Genomic DNA, 19,059 nt, shown 5'->3' with positions numbered 1-19,059 from the left:
CGGAGACTGCGTGGTGCGTGGTGCGCGGTGTCTTGGAGCCAGCTCCGACTGTAAGCGCTTCCCGCAGGTGAGCGCCAGGGTGAAAGAAAGACAGCCCGCGAATTTCGGCTACTGACCTTGCGATGGACAAAGAACGATACTCAGACCGCACTCAGATCGCACGCGAGTCGACCGACCACGCGCCGGTTCTGATTGAGGGTTAGTGTTACGCGATAAAGGTAGAAACACCATGAAAAATGTACTTCCACCCAAGGTTGTCATAGAAGGTCTGGCCTTCGCGGAGGCGCCGCGCTGGCACGAAAACAAACTTTGGTTCTCTGATTTTTATACGCATAAAGTGAGTTATGTGGGCGCAGATGGCCAAGCTGTCGCGGTACTCGATGTGCCGGGGCAACCCTCCGGACTCGGCTGGCTGCCAGATGGCCGACTGCTGGTGGTGTCAATGACCGATCGGCTGCTGTTGCGCCAAGATCCGGGCGGCCTCATAGCCGTGGCGGATTTGAGCCGACAAGCGCCTTTCCATTGCAACGACATGGTCGTCGATCGGCAAGGCCGGGCCTACATCGGCAACTTCGGCTTTGATCTGATCGGCAAGGCGCCAGTAAAGTCGACGGTACTCTTGCTGGTGACGCAAGACGGTCAGGTCCGGGTAGTGGCTGACGATCTGCTGTTTCCAAATGGCTGTGTGATCACGCCGGATGGATCGACGCTGATCGTCGCTGAAACATTTGCCAAGCGACTGACCGCATTCAGCATCACCGAGGATGGATCACTTACTAACAGGCGCGTCTGGGCCGATCTGGGCGATGCCTCACCGGATGGTATTTGTCTGGACGCCGAAGGAGCGATCTGGGTCGGGTCGCCTCCGACGTCCACCTTTTTGCGAGTCCGCGAAGGGGGCAACCTGGCCGATCAGATTTCCGTCAACAACCAGGCGATCGCCTGTACGCTCGGTGGACCGGACCGCCGCACGCTCTACATGGTGACCGGCCGCCTGGGCGACCCGCAAAAGTCGTTAGAGCGACGGCTCGGGCGTATCGAAGCGGTCCAGGTCGAAGTGCCGGGGGCGGGACTTCCTTAAAAGAACATTCACAGGCATGGAGTCGTGTTGGTAGGCAGCGCTCGCGCCTACGCGGTGACCCGAGGGCACGCTCTAATGAACGGCGAAGAGTTGGCGCTGTTTGCCGACGCGAATGGGCACACTTTGAAGTCTCATAAATCCGACCAGACGCCGCACGCTTAACGACATATGGAATGCGGATCAGGGCTCAACAGGGCAGCTGCGCCGAGGTTCGATTTTGTCCACTCGCCGACCCACCGTGCTGCATTACTTGGTGAATTTTCCGTCTCGTCCCAAGATCAGCAGGTCGACGAATTTCCCCGAACTGTGCTGAGCGGGCGACAGCTCAACCGGGTAGCCGCCCAGGTTGACGCTCTTCATGGCCTCAAGGCTTTTGACCAGGCTCTCGCGAGTTGGTTTGTTGCCCGCGCCCTTCAGCGCCTCCACTAGAAACTTGGCCGAGAGAAAACCCTCCATCTGGCTGAAGGTGAATTCCTTGATGCCCTTGGCAACGGCTAGCGTTTGAAATTCCCGCGTCACCGGAACGGCCTGGTTCCAGGGTGACGGCACCACCTGTGAGACCACGATGCCGCGGGCTCGCTCACCCAAGGCTTTGACCAGCTGTGAATTGCTGATGACGGAAAGCATGTAAAAAGTTGAGCGGTGGCCGGCCTTGAGGTAGGCGTCAACGAAGTCGACGCTGGGTTTGCCAGCGCTGATGACGATGATGGCCTGCGGTGCCATCTTCGCAATCTTGTCGACCGCCAGATCCATCTTCGATCCGTCGACTTCCAGTGACGCCTGCGCCACCAGCGAAGATTTGCGCGCCTTGGCCGACTTTTCAACCGCTGCCAGACCCCCGGTGCCGAATGCGTTATTCAGGTAGACCGCAGCAATCCTGGTAATACCAACGGTTCCCATTTGTTTGACCATCGCGTCAAGTTCGGTCCCGTAGCCAGCCTTGATATTGAACACGTAGTGGGTGAGCTTCTGACGCAAGGCGTCCGACCCGGTAAAGGGGGCGATGAAAGGCACCTGATGTTCTTCAACCAGCTGCAACGCCGCTAGTGAAGGCGGTGTGCCGGCGTACTGAAACAGCGCCAGCACGTTGTCATCCTGAATCAGCTTGCGGGTGTTCTCCGCTGCCTTCTTGGGGTCGTAGCCATCATCCAGGGCAAGGATTTTGATCTTGCGGCCGCGTATTCCACCCGCGTCGTTGACATGGTCAAAGTACAGACTTGCGCCTTGGCGGACCTCGCTCGTCAAGGTGGCCAGGGGCCCGCTGAGCTGGCACGATTGGCCGATCAGGATTTCAGAATCTGACACAGCTGGGGTAGGTTGGGCCCAAGCCATCTGCATGCCGAGACACACAAAAACCCCAACGCACATTTGCGCTAGGGGTTGGGATAGTTTGCCAAAATAGGTCCGCATGAGGTTTCCTGCAGTAGTTGATCGATACCGGGCGCCGCGTTGCGGTTTGCAAACACCGTGGCCGAGCAACAGTGCGGGTCAAGCTCCCTTCGAATCGCTCGATGTGTGTGGCACGTCGCGCTCGCGGAGCATAGCCCATTGCGAAGGGCCATGAACTAAGACTACTGAACCAGGGACCATGCACCGTTCCTGACTTCCAGCAGCCGGAACGCCGAGAGATCGAGACCCCTGTGATCCGTGGCCGCCATATGGTCGGTATGCGGCGTCTTGAACACCCAGTGCTTGACCTCGTCAATGATGGCCCCGGCGCCTGCCAGAGAGATGAAAGGGATCCTGGCCTTTTGGACCAACGGCACCAGGGACACGGTGGAACCGGTCGTTCGAAAAAAACCATTGGTTGTGTTGGCACCGCTGTCATCGTCGTAATGCTCCAGCTGCAAGAAGCGACCAAATTTTTCAAGCGGTATTTCATGGGCTTGTCCTTCGCTATTTTGGATCAAGTTTTGAATAGAGGAATCTATTCGAACTAACAGAGTTGAGTTTGACCCGACCTGTTTTATGATCAAACGACGTCGTCACCGCTCCGCGTGATGCAAGGACGAGGCACGCATGAGCAGAGACACAGAGGGTCAACACGGCGTTCAGTCGCTGGAAATCGGCATCAGCATTCTGCGTGCCATCACCCAGGGACACCGCTCCATGATGCTCAAGGACATTGCTGCAGCAGCAGACATGCCGGCCTCGAAGGTGCATCGTTACATGGTCAGTCTGGTGCGTTCGGGCCTCGTTGACCAAGACCCCATGACCTCGCGCTACGATCTCGGGCCGTTTGCCCTGACGGTGGGGCTGGTTGCCGTGGATCGGCTTGATCGGGTTGGACTCGGCCTTTCCGCCATTGCCGAACTTCGCGACGAGATCAATGAAACCACCGCACTCGCCGTTTGGGGCAACACCGGCGCGGTGATCGTGCGCTCCGAGCGGCCGCGCCGACCCATCACCGTGAACGTGGTGACAGGCACCGCGCTCAACACACTGACTTCGGCCAGTGGCCGCGTCTTTGCTGCCTGGCTGCCCAAAGCCGTGGTGGCTCCGTTGATTGCCCGCGAATTGATGACGCCGGAGTTGCCGCCCGAAGTCCGGACCGCGTCCGCCGTTGACGCCATGCTGAACCTCGCACGCCAGCAAGGGGTGGCTGCCGTAACCGACTACCACTTGGTTCCGGGAGTGGCCGCAGTGGCGGCGCCCGTCTTCGATGCCAAGAATGAAATCACGCTCTCCGTACTGGCTATCGGCGTGAAGGGCATGATTGACCTGTCGCTGGAGGGGGCGGTCGTCAGCGCATTGAAACGCTCGGCGCTGAAGCTTTCACGACGTTTGGGCTATGTTGAGGGTGCTTCCGTAACTAAGCTGGCACCCTAAATTATTGCCGGTAGCTCGGCAATAAAGGGCCTGGCTGCTCGCAAGCAGTCCGCTCAGGTAGTCATTTTCACAATCGGTATCGGCGCGCCGCTGTAAGCATGGTCACCGCCTGGGTTATTTTGTCTGCGACCAGACACCGTCTTTACCCAGTTTCTCCCCCCAATACCCTGCCGGGTAACGGTTTTCACGCGCGTCGACAAACACGCTCTTAAATAGTTTTCGAATTTCACTTGACAGAATGAATTCTGTATTTCAGAATTTGCTCTTGAGTTGGAAAGTAATCTTTTCAGTTCAAAAAGATGACTGGAGACGACCAATGATCAGGTTTCAGTGCCAAAAAACGGATATCACCTTGGCGAGGGCGGGCGCGTAATGCTGGCCCAATTTCTGCAATTTCTTTTCTCGGGCATGACCATTTTGTTGGTGGAGCAGAACGCCTTCGCGGCACTGGCGATTGCCGGCCGTGGTTATGTGTTGGAAACGAGCAGTGTCACGCTAACCGGGACGGGCCAGGACTTAATCAGTAATGAGCAGGTACGCGCCGCGTATCTGGGAATGTAAGCAATTAACCAAGGAAAATCATGAGTAAAAAGTTTGCCTCCCAAGCCGACCTCGAGGTCAAGAAAACGACCTTTGCACAGCTCTCCGAGCACTGCTGGGCCTACACCGCCGAAGGAGACCCCAACACCGGCGTGATCATTGGCGAAGATGCGGTGCTGATCTGCGACGCGCTGGCCACCCCGGTCATGGCACAGAGCTTGATTGCCGAAATTCGCAAGGTGAGCGACAAGCCCATCAAGTACGTGGTGCTCTCCCACTACCATGCGGTTCGGGTGCTCGGCGCCTCGGGCTATAAGGCCGCGGGCATGCAAGAAATTATTGCCAGCCAAGGCACCTACGAATTGATTGTCGAGCGCGGTGCGCAAGACATGCAGTCCGAGTACGAGCGTTTCCCTCGCCTCTTTGATGCCTTTGACTCCATCCCCGGTTTGACCTGGCCGACGCTGGTGTTCAAGGATGAAATGACGTTGTGGATGGGCAAGCTCGAAGTCAAGATCATGCACCTTGGCGCTGGCCACACCAAGGGCGACACAGTGGTCTGGGTGCCGGCTGAAAAAGTCCTTTTCTCCGGTGACCTGATCGAAGCCGATGCCGCTTGCTACACCGGCGACGCGCAGCTGGAAGAGTGGCCTGCCACGCTGGACGCGCTGGCGGCCTTGAAGCCCGAACACCTGGTGCCTGGTCGCGGCCCGGCGCTGGTTGGCCCCGAGCGGGTCCAGGTTGGACTGGCCTACACCCGCGATTTTGTAATGACGCTGTTGAGCTCCGCCCGCGAGGCGGTCGCCCAGTGCATGAACCTGAACCAGGCCATGGCGCATTGCCGCAAAGCGATGGACCCCAAGTTTGGTCAGGTCTTCATTTACGAGCACTGTCTGCCGTTCGACGTGACCCGTGCAGTCGATGAGGCCAGCGGTATCAAACACCCGCGCATCTGGACCGCGGAGCGCGACCAGGAAATGTGGCACGCCCTGCAGACCGCCAATTGAGTTCCGCCGTCCCGCCTCTTGAAGCGGACACCCCTAAAAAAATGGAGACAACCATGTTGAGTACTTATCAATATCCGAGCTATCAGTATGTTCGGCCGCCGGAACAAAGCGGTGGAGAAAAAAAGCGCTATCCCGTCGTCGTCGTGGGTGCCGGACCTGTCGGCCTGGCGGCTGCCATTGAGTTGGCCCAGTCGGGCGTGCCCGTGGTGGTGCTCGACGATGACGACACGGTATCGGTTGGGTCGCGCGGTGTTTGCTATGCCAAGCGGGCGCTGGAGATACTTGATCGCCTGGGCGTCGGTGATCGGTGCGTGGACAAGGGCGTGAGTTGGAACGTCGGGCGTACCTTCTTCCGGGAGGAAGAGGTTTACAACTTCAACCTGCGGCCGCAAGACGACCAAAAGCGCCCGGGCATGATTAACCTGCAGCAGTATTACCTGGAAGAATTCGAGATCAAGCGGGCCAGGGAGTTGCCCAATCTTGAATTGCGTTTCAAAAACAAGGTGGTGTCGGTTAACCCGGACGAGCAGGGCGCGACCTTACAAGTCGAAACGCCGGACGGCATCTACAGCATTGAAACTGACTGGCTGATCGTGGCCGACGGCGCGAGAAGTGGTATTCGTCACATGATGAACCTTGAGATTGACGGCAAGATATTCATGGACCGTTTTCTCATTGCTGACGTGGTGATGAAAGCTGATTTCCCAACGGAACGCTGGTTCTGGTTTGACCCGCCTTTTCATCCCGGGCAGTCCGTGCTGCTGCACCGCCAGGCTGACAACGTGTTTCGCGTCGACTTTCAGCTGGGCTGGCAGGCCGATCCGGAAGAAGAGAAAAAGCCGGAAAACGTCATTCCCCGCATCAAGGCGATGCTGGGTGATGAGCGTGAATTTGATCTGGAATGGGTGAGCGTTTACACCTTCCAGTGCCGGCGTATGAACAGCTTCACCCACGGACGGGTGCTATTTGTAGGCGACGCTGCGCACCAGGTTTCCCCGTTTGGCGCCCGCGGTGCCAATTCAGGGATCCAGGATACGGACAATCTGTGCTGGAAGCTAAAACTCGTGATCGAAGGCAAGGCCCCTCCCAGCTTACTCGACACTTATTCGGAAGAACGCGTTTTCGCGGCCGACGAGAATTTGCTGAACTCGACCCGTTCAACCGACTTCATCACGCCCAAAAGCAAAATGTCGCTGACCATTCGCAACGCGGTGCTCACGATGGCGAGAGACCATGCCTTTGCGCGAGCCCTCGTCAATTCAGGGCGCCTGTCGGTGCCTGCGGTGTTGACCGAGTCGCGTCTGAACACCGCCGATACCGAAATGTTTGCAGGCGACATGGTGCCGGGTGCAGCGATGGAAGACGCGCCGATGCAGGAAAACGGCAACACCTTCTGGCTGCTTGAGCGCGTTGGCAATAATTTCATGGCCTTGGTGTATGTCAGCGATCCTGCCGAGGTCAACCTTGCAACCGCCCGTGTTTTTAAATCGTTAGCGGACGCGGCGATTCCAATCGAGGTGGTGCTGGTGTCGGCCAAGGCAGGTGTGGCACTCGAAGGCTTACGCGTGTATGTGGACGAGAAAGGACGTTTTGCCGAGCGATTCGATGCTCGGCCGGGCACCGCCTACTTGATTCGCCCTGATCAGCACATCGCTGCACGCTGGCGCGCCTTTGAAGCGAACGCGGTCAAGGCGGCACTGCGACGCGCTACTTCCAATGTTAATTAAGGAGCTGCACATGTCCCTCAATCTGAAACCCAACCTCTCAGAACCCGGTAAGCGCTATTTCCAAGCCTACACGCCAGGGGATGATTTTTACGACGCGTTCATTGAAACCCATCGGGATCTGTCCGACGAACAAAGTTCGCTGGTCAATGCCAAACTGGTACTGCTGTTGGCCAATCACATCGGCGATCTGTCGGTGCTGCGCGAGGCCATGAGCATTGCCCACCAAGGCGTTTAATTTATCGGGTCCTTCAGGAGCATTCCATGCAAATCCAGAAAATTCACCACGTGGTGCCTCGTAAGCTGTGCATCAGTGCGGAAGCGGCATCGACCCCAAGAGGTGCATCACCCGCTTCAATAGACCCCTGTTAAGGTCGAAATTGAACTGGAGTGACAGCCGTGAAGACGGCGAGATACCGAGCCGAATTCAAGGCTGAAGCGGTGCAACCTCTTAGATAGAACCGGCAATGAGTTCAAGCAATGCGGCCCATGACACCATTTCCTCAATCTGCTTCAAAAACTCACATTTGCGAGCCTTTTTGACATTGAAAGTGACGGCCAAAGCTGCTTGTTTCATAAAGTGGATTTTTTCGGGCGGGGCTTGCATCAAGCACGCAATCTGCGGAGTCTTGCAGAGTTTCCCAGGAGAGAATTTCAAGGCGTGCTGCACTTCGCTCTTGAGGCCGACGAGGCTGAGAGGCGACTTCCCCACATGGTTCCCCCTTAAACTACGTGGTTCTTTGGCAAAAGATTGGTGGCCCTCAGGTCGACTCGGATGACGCATAAGTCGTATTGCCAAAGATATTTGTCTATTTCTCCAAAAGATAGTTGACCACGCCCATGTATTTAGTGATAATCAAAGGCTTCGCTCCAAAAAGCGAATAATTCTGCCCAGCGAAAACAGTGCAAGTGGTTTGTACTGTGGACGACGGGCCCAAGACTGATTAGTTGGTGGTTTGCGACAAAAAGTAGACCGCCCTCTGGTGCAAGTTGGGACTAAACTTAAATGATTCAAACGCAATCCAAACTCGATGTTGCTGACAACACGGGTGCCAAGTCCGTGATGTGCATCAAAGTGCTGGGCGGATCCAAGCGCCGGTACGCCAGCGTTGGTGATGTCATCAAGGTGAGCATCAAAGAAGCTGCTCCACGTGGCCGCGTCAAAAAAGGCGAGGTTTACAGCGCTGTGGTTGTTCGTACTGCCAAAGGCATTCGCCGTGGCGATGGCTCCCTGGTTAAATTTGACGGCAACGCAGCGGTGTTGCTGAACGCCAAGCTGGAGCCTATCGGTACCCGCATCTTCGGACCAGTGACGCGCGAGCTGCGCACTGAAAAGTTCATGAAGATCGTGTCTTTGGCTCCTGAAGTTCTCTAAGGGCGCACTATGAACAAAATTCGCAAAGGCGACGAAATCATTGTGATCGCAGGGCGCGACAAGGGTAAGCGCGGCAAGATTTCACTGCGTAAAGACGACAGCTATGTGCTGGTAGAGGGGATCAACCTGGTGAAAAAACACACCAAACCCAATCCACTCAAAGGCACGACGGGTGGCATCGTTGAAAAAAATATGCCGATTCACCAATCTAATGTGGCTATTTTCAATGCTGCAACAGGCAAGGCGGATCGGGTGGGTATCAAGTTGTTGGCTGACGGCAAAAAAGTGCGCGTCTTCAAGTCCAGCGGCGACGAAATTAAGGCTGCATGAACATGGCACGCTTACAAACTCAATTCCGCGAAAAAATCGCACCGGCACTGATTGAAAAGTTCGGCTATACCTCGCCGATGCAGGTGCCGCGCATCACCAAGATCACGCTCAACATGGGTGTGAGCGAGGCGGTTGCGGACAAGAAGGTCATGGACAGCGCGGTCGGCGACATGGCCAAGATTGCTGGCCAGAAGCCTGTCGTGACCAAGGCAAAGAAAGCTATCGCGGGATTCAAGATCCGCGAAGACTTGCCCATCGGTTGCATGGTGACGCTACGTGGCGTGCAGATGTATGAGTTTCTGGACCGTTTCGTGACCGTGGCTTTGCCGCGTGTTCGGGACTTCCGCGGTATTTCTGGCCGGGCTTTTGATGGCCGTGGCAACTACAACATCGGCGTTAAAGAGCAGATTATTTTCCCTGAAATTGAATACGACAAGGTTGACGCCTTGCGCGGTCTCAATATCAGCATTACCACAACGGCCAAGACCGATGAAGAGTGCAAAGCGCTCCTCACCGCCTTCCGTTTTCCGTTCAAGAACTGAGGCGGGCATGGCAAAACAAGCTTTACTGCAACGGGAACTAAAGCGCGACAAGCTCGTGGCTAAGTTCGCCAAAAAACACGCTGAACTTAAAGCAACGTCCAACGACGCCAAGTGCTCTGATGAAGAGCGCGCACTGGCCCGGCTCGAGTTGCAAAAGTTGCCTCGCAATGCCAATCCGACTCGTCAGCGTAATCGCTGTGCGATCACGGGTCGTCCGCGTGGTACGTTCCGTCAATTCGGCTTGGCCCGCGCCAAGATTCGCGAATTGGCTTTTGCTGGTGATATCCCTGGTATCACCAAGGCAAGCTGGTAAGCAATAGGAGAACCGCAAATGAGTATGAGTGATCCTATCGCCGACATGTTGACGCGTATTCGCAATGCACAAATGGTTGAAAAAGCTGTGGTGCAGGTGCCGTCTTCAAAAGTCAAGGTGGCTATTGCACAGGTCTTGAAAGATGAGGGCTATATCGATGGTTTCTCTGTCAAGGCCAATGACGGCAAACCCCAATTGGAAATTGCCCTGAAGTATTACGCAGGTCGTCCCGTGATTGAGCGCATTGAGCGCGTTAGTCGCCCGGGCCTTCGCGTTTACAAAGGTCATGGCGCTATTCCTCAAGTCATGAATGGCTTGGGGGTGGCAATTGTCACGACGCCTCAAGGCGTGATGACTGATCGCAAAGCGCGCGCTACCGGTATCGGTGGTGAAGTGCTGTGCTACGTGGCCTAACGGCGGCATTGAGGAGAAACTGAAATGTCTCGTGTAGGAAAAATGCCAATTGCCATCCCGCAAGGCGTGGAAGTGGCGATTAAAGACGACCAGATTAACGTCAAAGGCGCTCTGGGCAGCTTGGCGTTGATGAAAAATGCGCTTGTCGCCATCAACAATGACGCTGGCAGATTGACTTTTGCTCCAGCCAATGATTCGCGGCAGGCCAATGCCATGAGCGGCACAATGCGTCAGCTCGTGAACAACATGGTCACCGGCGTGACCAAAGGCTTTGAGAAAAAACTCAACCTGGTCGGCGTGGGATACAAGGCCCAGGCGCAAGGCGCCAAGTTGAATTTGACGGTGGGCTATTCTCATCCCGTAGTGTTGGATATGCCGGCTGGTATTAAGGTCGAGACCCCGACGCCCACCGAGGTGGTGATCAAGGGTTTTGACCGTCAACGTGTTGGACAGATTGCCGCCGAAGTGCGCGCAGTTCGCCCACCTGAGCCTTACAAGGGCAAGGGCATCCGTTATTCGGATGAAAAAATCACGATCAAAGAAACCAAGAAGAAATAAGGAGCTGCATGATGTTGACCAAAAAAGAGCAGCGCCTTCGCCGTTCACGCCAAACCCGGATCCGCATCGCCATTCAAGGGGTTGCCCGCTTGACCGTAAATCGCACAAATTTGCATATCTACGCCAGCGTGATATCTGGCGATGGTACAAAAATTTTGGCGGCTGCTTCCACTGCGGAAGTAGAAGTACGCAAGGAAATCGGTACCTCGGGTAAAGGTGGAAACGTTGCTGCTGCGCAGGCTATTGGCAAGCGAATTGCTGAAAAGGCAAAAGCAGCAGGTGTTGAAAAAGTGGCGTTTGATCGCGCCGGTTTTGCGTACCATGGCCGCGTTAAAGCGTTGGCTGATGCGGCTCGCGAAGCTGGTTTGCAGTTCTAAGCAGACTGGAATTAAGTATGGCTAAGTTTCAAGCAAAATCGCAAAATGACGCTCCAGACGATGGTCTGAAGGAAAAGATGATCGCGATCAACCGCGTGACCAAAGTAGTGAAGGGTGGCCGTATTCTCGGTTTCGCTGCGCTGACTGTGGTTGGTGACGGCGACGGTCGCGTTGGAATGGGCAAGGGCAAATCAAAAGAAGTGCCTGCAGCGGTCCAGAAGGCCATGGAGGAAGCGCGTCGCAACATGACCAAAGTTTCGCTGAAAAACGGAACGATTCATCACAACGTATTTGGTCACCACGGCGCAGCAAATGTCATGATGGCCCCCGCCCCCAAGGGTACGGGCATCATTGCCGGTGGGCCGATGCGCGCTGTTTTCGAGGTAATGGGCATCACGGACATTGTGGCAAAGAGCCACGGTTCGAGCAACCCGTACAACATGGTGCGCGCCACGATGGATGCACTGAATAATTCCACGACGGCCTCTGATATCGCGGCTAAACGTGGCAAATCAGTCGAAGAAATCTTCGGCTAAGGCAGTAGCGAAATGACTAAAGAAGCCAAAGTAAAAGTCCAACTGGTTCGCAGCCCCATCGGCACAAAGGAATCGCACCGCGCGACCGTGCGTGGTCTGGGTCTTCGGGGCGTCAACAGTACCAGTGAATTGCAAGACACGCCCGCAGTGCGCGGCATGATCAATAAGATCAGTTATCTGGTCAAGGTTATTTGAGCGGAGACTCACATGGAATTGAACGGAATCAAGCCTAGTCAAGGCGCAAAGCATGCCAAGCGACGTGTCGGTCGTGGTATCGGTTCGGGCTTGGGAAAAACAGCCGGGCGTGGTCATAAGGGGCAAAAGTCCCGGGCTGGCGGCTACCACAAGGTTGGCTTTGAAGGCGGTCAGATGCCAATGGCTCGTCGCTTACCCAAGCGTGGATTTAAATCTCATTTATTGAAATTTAATGGTGAGATCACTCTTTCCGCTCTGGAACGTCTGAATTTGGCAGAAGTGGACCTGCTGACGTTGAAGCAGGCCGGCTTGGTGGGCCAGCTCGTCAAAAATGTGAAAATAATCAAGTCGGGTAGCTTGTCCAAAGCGATCAAGTTGAATGGTATTTCTGCCACGGCAGGTGCCAAGGCCATTATTGAAGCCGCTGGCGGCTCTGTTGCTTAGTACTTGACAGGATATTCAGTGGCAACAAACTCAGCTCAAATTGCAAAGACCGGCAAGTACGGTGACTTGCGCAGCAGGCTTGTGTTTTTGTTACTGGCACTCGTCGTTTACCGTGTTGGCGCACACATTCCGGTTCCGGGCATCGATCCAGGCCAGCTAAAAGAATTATTCAAGGGGCAGCAGGGCGGCATATTAAATCTGTTTAATATGTTTTCTGGCGGCGCACTATCGAGATTTACGGTGTTTGCGTTGGGCATCATGCCCTACATCTCTGCCTCTATCATCATGCAGCTGCTGACGTATGTTGTCCCAACATTCGAGCAGATGAAGAAAGAAGGCGAAAGCGGTCGTCGCAAGATAACGCAATACACACGCTACGGCACACTCGGTTTGGCTTTATTTCAATCCATGGGGATTGCGGTGGCGTTGGAAAGCTCACCAGGTCTGGTGCTGGTTCCGGGATTCGGATTTAGGATGACGGCTGTTTTCAGCCTGACGGCCGGCACAATGTTTTTGATGTGGCTGGGCGAACAGATTACAGAGCGCGGATTGGGGAACGGCATTTCAATCCTGATTTTCGCGGGAATTGCAGCAGGTTTGCCTAATGCCTTAGGTGGTTTGCTTGAGTTGGTAAGTAGCGGCGCGATGAGTATCCTAATCGCCATAGTGATAGTTGCTGTCGTGGGGTTGGTGACTTACTTTGTGGTATTTATCGAGCGAGGGCAGCGTAAAATTCTTGTGAATTACGCCCGACGCCAGGTAGGTAATAAAGTGTATGGCGGTCAATCGTCTCACTTACCTCTAAAGCTGAACATGGCTGGCGTGATTCCACCCATTTTCGCCTCATCTATTATTTTGTTACCTGCAACTGTGGTTGGATGGTTTAGTTCCGGGGAGAGTATGCGTTGGCTAAAGGATATCGCTAGCACGCTCACTCCGGGCCAGCCTATTTATGTAATCCTGTACGCCAGTGCGATCGTCTTCTTTTGCTTTTTTTACACGGCCTTGGTTTTTAATAGTAGGGAAACAGCCGATAACCTGAAAAAAAGTGGCGCGTTCATTCCTGGAATACGTCCTGGTGATCAGACGGCACGGTATATCGACAAGATTTTGGTTCGGCTGACTCTGGCTGGTGCGGTGTACATCACTTTCGTATGCCTATTGCCTGAGTTCCTGATTTTGAAATACAACGTTCCGTTTTATTTTGGCGGTACGTCGTTGATGATCATCGTTGTGGTCACGATGGATTTCATGGCTCAGGTGCAGAACTATATGATGTCGCAGCAGTACGAGTCGTTATTGAAAAAAGCAAGCTTTAAAACATAACCCTGGTCTACCGCACGATAGATCTGAGCGTGAGTTACACAGCGTTTTGAGTAAACATAGAGTGAAAGTTTAGGAGAAGAAAATGAGAGTTTCAGCTTCGGTTAAGAAAATTTGCCGCAACTGCAAGATCATCCGTCGCAAGGGCGTTGTACGCGTGATCTGCACAGATCCACGCCATAAGCAACGTCAAGGCTGATTTTTAAGAGATTTAGAGGACGCACATGGCTCGTATAGCTGGTATCAATATTCCGCCGCAGAAACACGCCGAAATCGGCTTGACTGCAATCTTTGGCATAGGTCGCACGCGCGCACGAAAAATTTGCGATGCGTGTGATATTGCTTATGCAAAAAAAATCAAAGATTTGACTGATGGTGACTTAGAAAAAATCCGGGATCAGATTGCGCTCTTCACCATCGAAGGTGATTTGCGTCGTGAGACCACGATGAATATCAAACGCTTGATGGATATCGGCTGCTATCGGGGTTTCCGTCATCGTCGTGGGTTGCCGATGCGCGGCCAGCGCACTCGGACGAACGCTCGTACTCGCAAGGGTCCGCGTAAGGCCGCTGCTGCTTTGAAGAAATAATTAAGAGGTCGTTATGGCTAAATCACCAACTAATAGCGCAGCACAGCGCGTTCGCAAAAAAGTACGTAAGAATGTTGCGGACGGCATCGCGCACGTTCACGCATCTTTCAATAATACGATCATCACGATCACGGATCGTCAAGGCAACGCGTTGTCTTGGGCTTCTTCCGGTGGGCAGGGCTTCAAAGGTTCGCGCAAGTCAACTCCGTTTGCAGCTCAGGTAGCTTCTGAAGTCGCCGGTCGCGCTGCTATTGAGCAGGGAATCAAGAATCTCGACGTCGAAATTAAGGGACCTGGTCCTGGGCGGGAGTCGTCCGTACGCGCCTTGGGCGCACTGGGAATTCGAATTAATTCGATTGCGGACGTGACCCCAGTTCCGCATAACGGCTGTCGTCCTCAGAAGCGTCGTCGTATTTAATCGCCTTGCTGAGCCTGGCTATTTGCTATGCAATTTTCCAGGTGCACGCATATTTAATCAAGCCCACCGCCGTTAGGTTGACACCGAAGGCTCCTGCATTAATTGCAGCAGTTGATAAAAGGATATTCAAGTGGCACGTTATCTCGGCCCCAAGGCCAAACTCTCCCGCCGTGAAGGCACCGACCTTTTCCTGAAGAGCGCACGTCGTTCAATCAGCGACAAGGCGAAGTTCGATTCCAAGCCAGGACAACACGGTCGTACGTCCGGTACCCGGACTTCCGATTACGGCCTCCAGCTGCGTGAAAAGCAGAAGGTAAAGCGGATGTATGGAGTTCTAGAAAAGCAGTTTCGGCGTTACTTTGAAGAAGCGGATCGCCGTAAGGGCAACACCGGCGCCAACTTGCTGTTCGTCCTGGAATCACGCCTTGATAATGTGGTTTACCGTATGGGGTTCGGCTCCACGCGTGCCGAAGCGCGTCAACTGGTGTCACACAAGGCTATGACGGTGAACGGTAGCTCTGTCAACATCCCTTCTTATATGGTCAAGACGGGTGATGTGATCGCAGTTCGTGAGAAGTCCAAAAAGCAGACTCGGATTACCGAAGCCCTGGAGCTTGCGAAGCAGGTTGGTTTGCCCGCTTGGGTGGACGTGAATTCTGACAAAGGTGAGGGCACGTTCAAGAAAGTCCCCGACCGCGATGAGTTTGCCGCCGATATCAACGAATCGTTGATCGTCGAGCTGTATTCGCGTTAATTTTCGTTCCTGCGACACGGGTGACCGTATCGCCAGGTGTGCTTCGCCAGCCTTATCGGTGTAATGGACCGAGGGTATTGAGAGGAAGACTGCATGCAGACTAATTTGTTAAAACCAAAAACTATCAATGTTGAGCAGCTTGGCGCCAATCGTGCCAAGGTTACTCTGGAGCCATTTGAACGTGGCTATGGTCACACGCTGGGCAATGCGTTGCGCCGGGTACTGTTGTCATCGATGGTCGGTCACGCGGCGACCGAGGTAACCATTGCCGGTGTTCTGCACGAGTATTCTTCGATTGATGGAGTCCAAGAGGATGTTGTAAATATTCTTTTGAACCTCAAAGGGGTGGTTTTTAAACTGCACAATCGCGACGAAGTTACCTTAAGCCTGCGTAAGGAGGGAGAGGGTCCAGTTACGGCTGCCGACATACAAACGCCGCATGACGTTGAAATTGTCAACCCTGATCATGTGATCGTGAATCTGTCGCACGGTGGCAAGATCGACATGCAGATCAAGATCGAAAATGGCCGCGGGTATGTGCCAGGCAACATGCGCCGGTATGGTGACGAATCGCCAAAGTCGATTGGTCGCATCGTGCTTGACGCGTCGTTTTCTCCTGTCAAGCGTGTGAGCTATATTGTTGAAAGTGCCCGCGTCGAGCAGCGCACCGATCTGGATAAGCTGGTGCTTGAGATTGAGACGAATGGTGCAGTAACCGCAGAAGATGCTGTTCGCGCGTCGGCGAAGATTTTGGTGGAGCAGTTGGCTGTTTTCGCCCAGTTGGAAGGGAATGAGCTGGCCGCTTTTGATGCTCCTGCCCCGCGTAGTTCGCAGCAGTTCGATCCGATTTTGCTGCGGCCGGTGGACGAACTGGAACTCACGGTGCGCTCCGCGAACTGCCTGAAAGCAGAAAATATTTATTACATTGGCGATCTGATTCAACGCACTGAAAATGAGCTGTTGAAGACTCCCAATCTGGGTCGGAAATCTCTTAACGAGATTAAAGAGGTGCTTGCTTCTCGCGGCCTGACACTCGGGATGCGACTTGAAAGTTGGCCTCCTGCGGGCCTGGACAAGCGTTAATTGATTTAAAAGAATCTCATCGTAGATGAGGCAGTGCACGGGCAGTACCTGATACGGCTGCTTGAATATTACATAAAGGAAGCACTATGCGACACGGACATGGACTACGTAAATTAAACCGCACAAGCTCGCACCGACTTGCTATGTTGCGTAACATGATGAATTCATTGATTCAGCATGAAGTCATTAAGACCACACTGCCCAAGGCCAAGGAATTGCGCCGGGTGGTGGAGCCGATGATTACGCTCAGTAAGGAACCCACGTTGGCCAACAAGCGTTTGGCATTTGACCGCTTACGTGATCGCGATATGGTGGTTAAGCTGTTCGGAGAATTAGGCCCGCGTTACGAGGCCCGTCCCGGTGGTTACACGCGAATCCTCAAGATGGGTTTTCGTGTTGGCGACAACGCGCCCATGGCGCTAGTTGAGTTGGTTGACCGACCTGACGTCTCGGAAGGTAATTCAGTTGCCGCGAGTGACGAAAAGTAGGCTATAATTAAGGAATATCGCGCGGTGGAGCAGCCTGGTAGCTCGTTGGGCTCATAACCCAAAGGTCGTAAGTTCAAATCTTGCCCGCGCAACCAATATCCAAGCCCTCTGGGCTGGTAGCAAACGCCCACTTCATGTGGGCGTTTCGCTTTTGCGCTCTCGTTGTGCTCAAACTGTGCCCAACAAAAAGCAAGACAAACCAATTGCGAGCATTGGGGCGATTTCTGAAGTGCTACCGAGCTGCTGATACGCGCAGACACTACTGTGCGCGGAAAACGAGATCCTCGCGCTCGTCAGGAACGGGTTTTATCAGGATGGCGTGGCCCTCTCCGCGTGTCGCGGCGTCAACGGTGTTGCAGACTGAACTTGGGCACGGAACCATACCGGAAAAGCTGGACTCGCTGGCAATGGATGCGACCTCGCCCTCTTAATGGCTGACTCCGATAAGATAGTCAGTCGCGAGATCAATTCCCTATGCTTTGCTCGCACGCGTCTCCAAATAGCATTTCTCCTGGATCAAGCCTATGTCAAACATCGCTTTTCTCGGCACCGGCCTGCTCGGCGCCGCTTTCGCTGAAGCGGCGGCCAAACGCGGAGACACGGTCACCGCGTGGAACCGCTCGCCCAATAAGGTTCTTGCGCTCAAGCAGTTTGGAGTGATCGCAGCAGCGAGCCCGGCCGAGGCGGTGCGCAACGCGTCACGCGTTCACCTTGTGCTCAAGGACGATGCCGTGGTTGAAGAGGTGCTGGTCGCAGCGCGCTCCGGGCTTTTGCCCGATGCAATCATTATTGATCATTCGACCACGCTGCCGACACTCACCGCGGCGCGTGCAGAACGGCTCAATGCTGAGGGGGTGAAGTATCTGCACTGTCCCGTCTTTATGGGCCCGCCAGCGGCGCGCAACGCACAGGGTACGATGATGGCCGCCGGACCCAAGGAGCTTTTCGAAAGCGTCAGGGCTGAACTGGAGAAAATGACCGGCCGGCTGGTGTACATGGGTGCGCGCACCGATTTGGCCGCTGTCAACAAACTGTTCGGCAACGCCCTAATCATCGGCCTCTCGGCGGTGATGGCTGACGTATTCACGATGGCGCAAGCCAGCAATGTGAGTGCCGAAGACGCTGTCAAGCTGTTCGGTTTTATTGACTTAAATGCGATTCTGGCCGGACGCGGCATGAATATGGCGAAAGGAATTTTCACCCCGAGTTTTGAGCTGGCAATGGCGCGTAAAGACGTGCGGCTGATGCTCGAGACCACTGGCGATCGTCCAATGGCAGCGCTGCCCTCGGTGGCGGCCCGCATGGATCAGCTCATCGCGGCCGGGCGCGGCTCCGAAGACTGCAGCGTGCTCGGCATTGACGCGGTGCAGCGGCGCTAGCGATTACGGGCATTTCAAACGTAGGCGCCTTATTAACGGTTCTGGCGCGATAAGGATGAAAGGCCGAGAAAAGGTGAACTGTTGGGTGGCGATCAGATCGCCAGGGTGTAGAACTGACCGGCTGAAAACATGGCTTGGCCAACTGGGCAGTCAAGCTGCCGTTTGCGAATCATGTGCATCGTCTCGATACTTGTAATTGTGATTCGCGCGCACCGGAATGTCTTGAAGCCCATCACCGGGTGCCTAATGCGTTTGATGGCCCGATGGTCCTGCTCGACAATGTTGTTCAAGTATTCGCATTGGCGTAGTGCAACATTGACGCTTTCAATGGCTGCCGTGTTGACGCCGTTTTTGTCGATGGTGATCTTCGCTGGCAAGTCATGCAGATTGATGGCCCGCTCCAGAAAGCGCCGAGCCGCAGCTAGATTCCGTTTGGCCGCGAGAAGGAAGTCGACCGTGTCGCCCTCACGATCAACGGTGCGATACAGGTATTTCCATTCGCCAGCGCTTGCCCACTGAGTGCTTTCGCCAACGAAATACGGCCGCCAGCACCGGCACCATCTTGATCGCCCAGTGATGAACCGTGGCGTGGTCACCGAAAACAACGCGCTCTTGGTAACCTACTATCGAATTCCCAGGTATCGTCTTTTTGATCAGATAGGTTTGCTGGCTTGGGGCCGCGTACAACTGGAGACTAATTCCCTTCTATTGAAGCGGGTGAAGTCGGGTTTTCAATTAGAAAATCAAAAGACAACGGGT

Annotated in this window: 26 protein-coding genes, 1 tRNA gene and 2 pseudogenes; 25 read left to right on the top strand and 4 right to left on the bottom strand. The window is 54.5% G+C overall.

Going from position 1 to position 19,059, the window contains the following annotated elements:
• Nucleotides 1-229: 229 nt before the first annotated feature.
• On the top strand, nt 230-1,081 hold the full coding sequence (locus HHJ16_RS04760; RefSeq protein ID WP_293641149.1) for an SMP-30/gluconolactonase/LRE family protein: 852 nt from the start codon (nt 230-232) through the stop codon (nt 1,079-1,081).
• Between the two features lie 246 nt (nt 1,082-1,327).
• Here the strand turns inward: HHJ16_RS04760 and HHJ16_RS04755 are convergent, their stop codons facing one another.
• Complete coding sequence (locus HHJ16_RS04755; protein ID WP_293641148.1) at nt 1,328-2,386, bottom strand: ABC transporter substrate-binding protein; 1,059 nt, start codon at nt 2,384-2,386, stop codon at nt 1,328-1,330.
• A 266-nt stretch (nt 2,387-2,652) separates the two neighbouring features.
• A complete protein-coding gene (locus HHJ16_RS04750) occupies nt 2,653-2,991 on the bottom strand; it encodes a hypothetical protein (RefSeq protein ID WP_293641146.1) in 339 nt (112 codons plus the stop codon).
• A 109-nt stretch (nt 2,992-3,100) separates the two neighbouring features.
• Here HHJ16_RS04750 and HHJ16_RS04745 point away from each other — a divergent pair, with 109 nt between their 5' ends.
• From HHJ16_RS04745 to HHJ16_RS04725, 5 genes and pseudogenes are all read left to right on the top strand, one after another.
• Nucleotides 3,101-3,910, top strand: coding sequence for an IclR family transcriptional regulator (locus HHJ16_RS04745; protein ID WP_293641144.1), 810 nt, complete (start codon nt 3,101-3,103; stop codon nt 3,908-3,910).
• 405 nt (nt 3,911-4,315) lie between these two features.
• Nucleotides 4,316-4,471, top strand: a pseudogene (locus tag HHJ16_RS04740) (ABC transporter); the annotation flags it as partial.
• Between the two features lie 20 nt (nt 4,472-4,491).
• On the top strand, nt 4,492-5,457 hold the full coding sequence (locus HHJ16_RS04735; protein ID WP_293641142.1) for an MBL fold metallo-hydrolase: 966 nt from the start codon (nt 4,492-4,494) through the stop codon (nt 5,455-5,457).
• Nucleotides 5,458-5,510: 53 nt separating this feature from the next.
• Nucleotides 5,511-7,184 carry an FAD-dependent oxidoreductase gene (locus HHJ16_RS04730; RefSeq protein ID WP_293641140.1) on the top strand — a complete coding sequence of 558 codons (1,674 nt, stop codon included), beginning with the start codon at nt 5,511-5,513 and terminating at the stop codon, nt 7,182-7,184.
• A gap of 10 nt (nt 7,185-7,194) precedes the next feature.
• Nucleotides 7,195-7,419, top strand: coding sequence for a DUF2783 domain-containing protein (locus HHJ16_RS04725; RefSeq protein ID WP_293641138.1), 225 nt, complete (start codon nt 7,195-7,197; stop codon nt 7,417-7,419).
• A 213-nt stretch (nt 7,420-7,632) separates the two neighbouring features.
• Here the strand turns inward: HHJ16_RS04725 and HHJ16_RS04720 are convergent, their stop codons facing one another.
• Entirely contained in the window at nt 7,633-7,758 is a 126-nt protein-coding gene (locus HHJ16_RS04720; protein WP_293641136.1) for a hypothetical protein, read from the bottom strand.
• A 429-nt stretch (nt 7,759-8,187) separates the two neighbouring features.
• On the opposite strand from HHJ16_RS04720, the gene rplN reads away from it, so the two are divergent.
• The 19 genes from rplN to HHJ16_RS04625 all read left to right on the top strand — a co-directional run bounded on the left by rplN (nt 8,188) and on the right by HHJ16_RS04625 (nt 18,300).
• A complete protein-coding gene (gene rplN, locus HHJ16_RS04715) occupies nt 8,188-8,556 on the top strand; it encodes a 50S ribosomal protein L14 (protein WP_007869247.1) in 369 nt (122 codons plus the stop codon).
• Nucleotides 8,557-8,565: 9 nt separating this feature from the next.
• Nucleotides 8,566-8,886, top strand: a complete 321-nt coding sequence (rplX, locus tag HHJ16_RS04710; RefSeq protein ID WP_293641134.1) for a 50S ribosomal protein L24 — start codon at nt 8,566-8,568, stop codon at nt 8,884-8,886.
• A gap of 2 nt (nt 8,887-8,888) precedes the next feature.
• Complete coding sequence (rplE, locus tag HHJ16_RS04705) at nt 8,889-9,428, top strand: 50S ribosomal protein L5 (protein ID WP_293641132.1); 540 nt, start codon at nt 8,889-8,891, stop codon at nt 9,426-9,428.
• A 7-nt stretch (nt 9,429-9,435) separates the two neighbouring features.
• Complete coding sequence (rpsN, locus tag HHJ16_RS04700) at nt 9,436-9,741, top strand: 30S ribosomal protein S14 (protein WP_293641130.1); 306 nt, start codon at nt 9,436-9,438, stop codon at nt 9,739-9,741.
• Between the two features lie 18 nt (nt 9,742-9,759).
• On the top strand, nt 9,760-10,155 hold the full coding sequence (gene rpsH, locus HHJ16_RS04695) for a 30S ribosomal protein S8 (RefSeq protein WP_026781255.1): 396 nt from the start codon (nt 9,760-9,762) through the stop codon (nt 10,153-10,155).
• Between the two features lie 24 nt (nt 10,156-10,179).
• Nucleotides 10,180-10,713 (top strand): 50S ribosomal protein L6, encoded by a 534-nt coding sequence (gene rplF / locus HHJ16_RS04690; RefSeq protein WP_293641127.1) that lies wholly within the window; start codon nt 10,180-10,182, stop codon nt 10,711-10,713.
• Nucleotides 10,714-10,724: 11 nt separating this feature from the next.
• Nucleotides 10,725-11,090: a 50S ribosomal protein L18 gene (rplR, locus tag HHJ16_RS04685; protein ID WP_293641126.1), complete on the top strand. Its 366-nt coding sequence runs from the start codon at nt 10,725-10,727 to the stop codon at nt 11,088-11,090.
• Between the two features lie 17 nt (nt 11,091-11,107).
• Nucleotides 11,108-11,626: a 30S ribosomal protein S5 gene (rpsE, locus tag HHJ16_RS04680; protein ID WP_293641124.1), complete on the top strand. Its 519-nt coding sequence runs from the start codon at nt 11,108-11,110 to the stop codon at nt 11,624-11,626.
• Nucleotides 11,627-11,638: 12 nt separating this feature from the next.
• The gene (gene rpmD / locus HHJ16_RS04675) at nt 11,639-11,821 is read left to right on the top strand and encodes a 50S ribosomal protein L30 (RefSeq protein WP_293641122.1); all 183 of its coding nucleotides are present in this window, start codon (nt 11,639-11,641) and stop codon (nt 11,819-11,821) included.
• A gap of 12 nt (nt 11,822-11,833) precedes the next feature.
• On the top strand, nt 11,834-12,265 hold the full coding sequence (rplO, locus tag HHJ16_RS04670) for a 50S ribosomal protein L15 (protein WP_293641120.1): 432 nt from the start codon (nt 11,834-11,836) through the stop codon (nt 12,263-12,265).
• An 18-nt stretch (nt 12,266-12,283) separates the two neighbouring features.
• Nucleotides 12,284-13,591 carry a preprotein translocase subunit SecY gene (secY, locus tag HHJ16_RS04665; RefSeq protein WP_293641119.1) on the top strand — a complete coding sequence of 436 codons (1,308 nt, stop codon included), beginning with the start codon at nt 12,284-12,286 and terminating at the stop codon, nt 13,589-13,591.
• 82 nt (nt 13,592-13,673) lie between these two features.
• Nucleotides 13,674-13,787 (top strand): 50S ribosomal protein L36, encoded by a 114-nt coding sequence (gene rpmJ / locus HHJ16_RS04660; protein WP_011481465.1) that lies wholly within the window; start codon nt 13,674-13,676, stop codon nt 13,785-13,787.
• 25 nt (nt 13,788-13,812) lie between these two features.
• Complete coding sequence (rpsM, locus tag HHJ16_RS04655; protein WP_293641117.1) at nt 13,813-14,178, top strand: 30S ribosomal protein S13; 366 nt, start codon at nt 13,813-13,815, stop codon at nt 14,176-14,178.
• Between the two features lie 13 nt (nt 14,179-14,191).
• Nucleotides 14,192-14,596: a 30S ribosomal protein S11 gene (rpsK, locus tag HHJ16_RS04650; protein ID WP_026781246.1), complete on the top strand. Its 405-nt coding sequence runs from the start codon at nt 14,192-14,194 to the stop codon at nt 14,594-14,596.
• 130 nt (nt 14,597-14,726) lie between these two features.
• A complete protein-coding gene (rpsD, locus tag HHJ16_RS04645) occupies nt 14,727-15,350 on the top strand; it encodes a 30S ribosomal protein S4 (protein WP_293641116.1) in 624 nt (207 codons plus the stop codon).
• A 93-nt stretch (nt 15,351-15,443) separates the two neighbouring features.
• On the top strand, nt 15,444-16,433 hold the full coding sequence (gene rpoA, locus HHJ16_RS04640; RefSeq protein ID WP_293641114.1) for a DNA-directed RNA polymerase subunit alpha: 990 nt from the start codon (nt 15,444-15,446) through the stop codon (nt 16,431-16,433).
• 86 nt (nt 16,434-16,519) lie between these two features.
• The gene (rplQ, locus tag HHJ16_RS04635; RefSeq protein WP_293641112.1) at nt 16,520-16,921 is read left to right on the top strand and encodes a 50S ribosomal protein L17; all 402 of its coding nucleotides are present in this window, start codon (nt 16,520-16,522) and stop codon (nt 16,919-16,921) included.
• A gap of 18 nt (nt 16,922-16,939) precedes the next feature.
• Nucleotides 16,940-17,016 (top strand) — tRNA-Met (locus HHJ16_RS04630).
• Nucleotides 17,017-17,445: 429 nt separating this feature from the next.
• Nucleotides 17,446-18,300: an NAD(P)-dependent oxidoreductase gene (locus HHJ16_RS04625; protein WP_293641110.1), complete on the top strand. Its 855-nt coding sequence runs from the start codon at nt 17,446-17,448 to the stop codon at nt 18,298-18,300.
• 92 nt (nt 18,301-18,392) lie between these two features.
• Here the strand turns inward: HHJ16_RS04625 and HHJ16_RS04620 are convergent.
• Nucleotides 18,393-18,915: pseudogene (locus HHJ16_RS04620) on the bottom strand (DDE-type integrase/transposase/recombinase); the annotation flags it as partial.
• Between the last annotated feature and the right edge of the window lie 144 nt (nt 18,916-19,059).

This window comes from Polaromonas sp., assembly GCF_012927485.1.
GTDB lineage: Bacteria > Pseudomonadota > Gammaproteobacteria > Burkholderiales > Burkholderiaceae_C > Polaromonas.
This window is presented reverse-complemented; position numbering and strand designations above follow the sequence as displayed.

Coding starts and splice junctions, on each gene's coding strand:
- HHJ16_RS04760 (WP_293641149.1), top strand. CDS start 230: ATGAAAAATGTACTTCCACCCAAGGTTGTCATAGAAGGTCTGGCCTTC.
- HHJ16_RS04745 (WP_293641144.1), top strand. CDS start 3,101: ATGAGCAGAGACACAGAGGGTCAACACGGCGTTCAGTCGCTGGAAATC.
- HHJ16_RS04735 (WP_293641142.1), top strand. CDS start 4,492: ATGAGTAAAAAGTTTGCCTCCCAAGCCGACCTCGAGGTCAAGAAAACG.
- HHJ16_RS04730 (WP_293641140.1), top strand. CDS start 5,511: ATGTTGAGTACTTATCAATATCCGAGCTATCAGTATGTTCGGCCGCCG.
- HHJ16_RS04725 (WP_293641138.1), top strand. CDS start 7,195: ATGTCCCTCAATCTGAAACCCAACCTCTCAGAACCCGGTAAGCGCTAT.
- HHJ16_RS04720 (WP_293641136.1), bottom strand. CDS start 7,758: ATGAAACAAGCAGCTTTGGCCGTCACTTTCAATGTCAAAAAGGCTCGC.
- rplN (WP_007869247.1), top strand. CDS start 8,188: ATGATTCAAACGCAATCCAAACTCGATGTTGCTGACAACACGGGTGCC.
- rplX (WP_293641134.1), top strand. CDS start 8,566: ATGAACAAAATTCGCAAAGGCGACGAAATCATTGTGATCGCAGGGCGC.
- rplE (WP_293641132.1), top strand. CDS start 8,889: ATGGCACGCTTACAAACTCAATTCCGCGAAAAAATCGCACCGGCACTG.
- rpsN (WP_293641130.1), top strand. CDS start 9,436: ATGGCAAAACAAGCTTTACTGCAACGGGAACTAAAGCGCGACAAGCTC.
- rpsH (WP_026781255.1), top strand. CDS start 9,760: ATGAGTATGAGTGATCCTATCGCCGACATGTTGACGCGTATTCGCAAT.
- rplF (WP_293641127.1), top strand. CDS start 10,180: ATGTCTCGTGTAGGAAAAATGCCAATTGCCATCCCGCAAGGCGTGGAA.
- rplR (WP_293641126.1), top strand. CDS start 10,725: ATGTTGACCAAAAAAGAGCAGCGCCTTCGCCGTTCACGCCAAACCCGG.
- rpsE (WP_293641124.1), top strand. CDS start 11,108: ATGGCTAAGTTTCAAGCAAAATCGCAAAATGACGCTCCAGACGATGGT.
- rpmD (WP_293641122.1), top strand. CDS start 11,639: ATGACTAAAGAAGCCAAAGTAAAAGTCCAACTGGTTCGCAGCCCCATC.
- rplO (WP_293641120.1), top strand. CDS start 11,834: ATGGAATTGAACGGAATCAAGCCTAGTCAAGGCGCAAAGCATGCCAAG.
- rpmJ (WP_011481465.1), top strand. CDS start 13,674: ATGAGAGTTTCAGCTTCGGTTAAGAAAATTTGCCGCAACTGCAAGATC.
- rpsM (WP_293641117.1), top strand. CDS start 13,813: ATGGCTCGTATAGCTGGTATCAATATTCCGCCGCAGAAACACGCCGAA.
- rpsK (WP_026781246.1), top strand. CDS start 14,192: ATGGCTAAATCACCAACTAATAGCGCAGCACAGCGCGTTCGCAAAAAA.
- rpoA (WP_293641114.1), top strand. CDS start 15,444: ATGCAGACTAATTTGTTAAAACCAAAAACTATCAATGTTGAGCAGCTT.
- rplQ (WP_293641112.1), top strand. CDS start 16,520: ATGCGACACGGACATGGACTACGTAAATTAAACCGCACAAGCTCGCAC.
- HHJ16_RS04625 (WP_293641110.1), top strand. CDS start 17,446: ATGTCAAACATCGCTTTTCTCGGCACCGGCCTGCTCGGCGCCGCTTTC.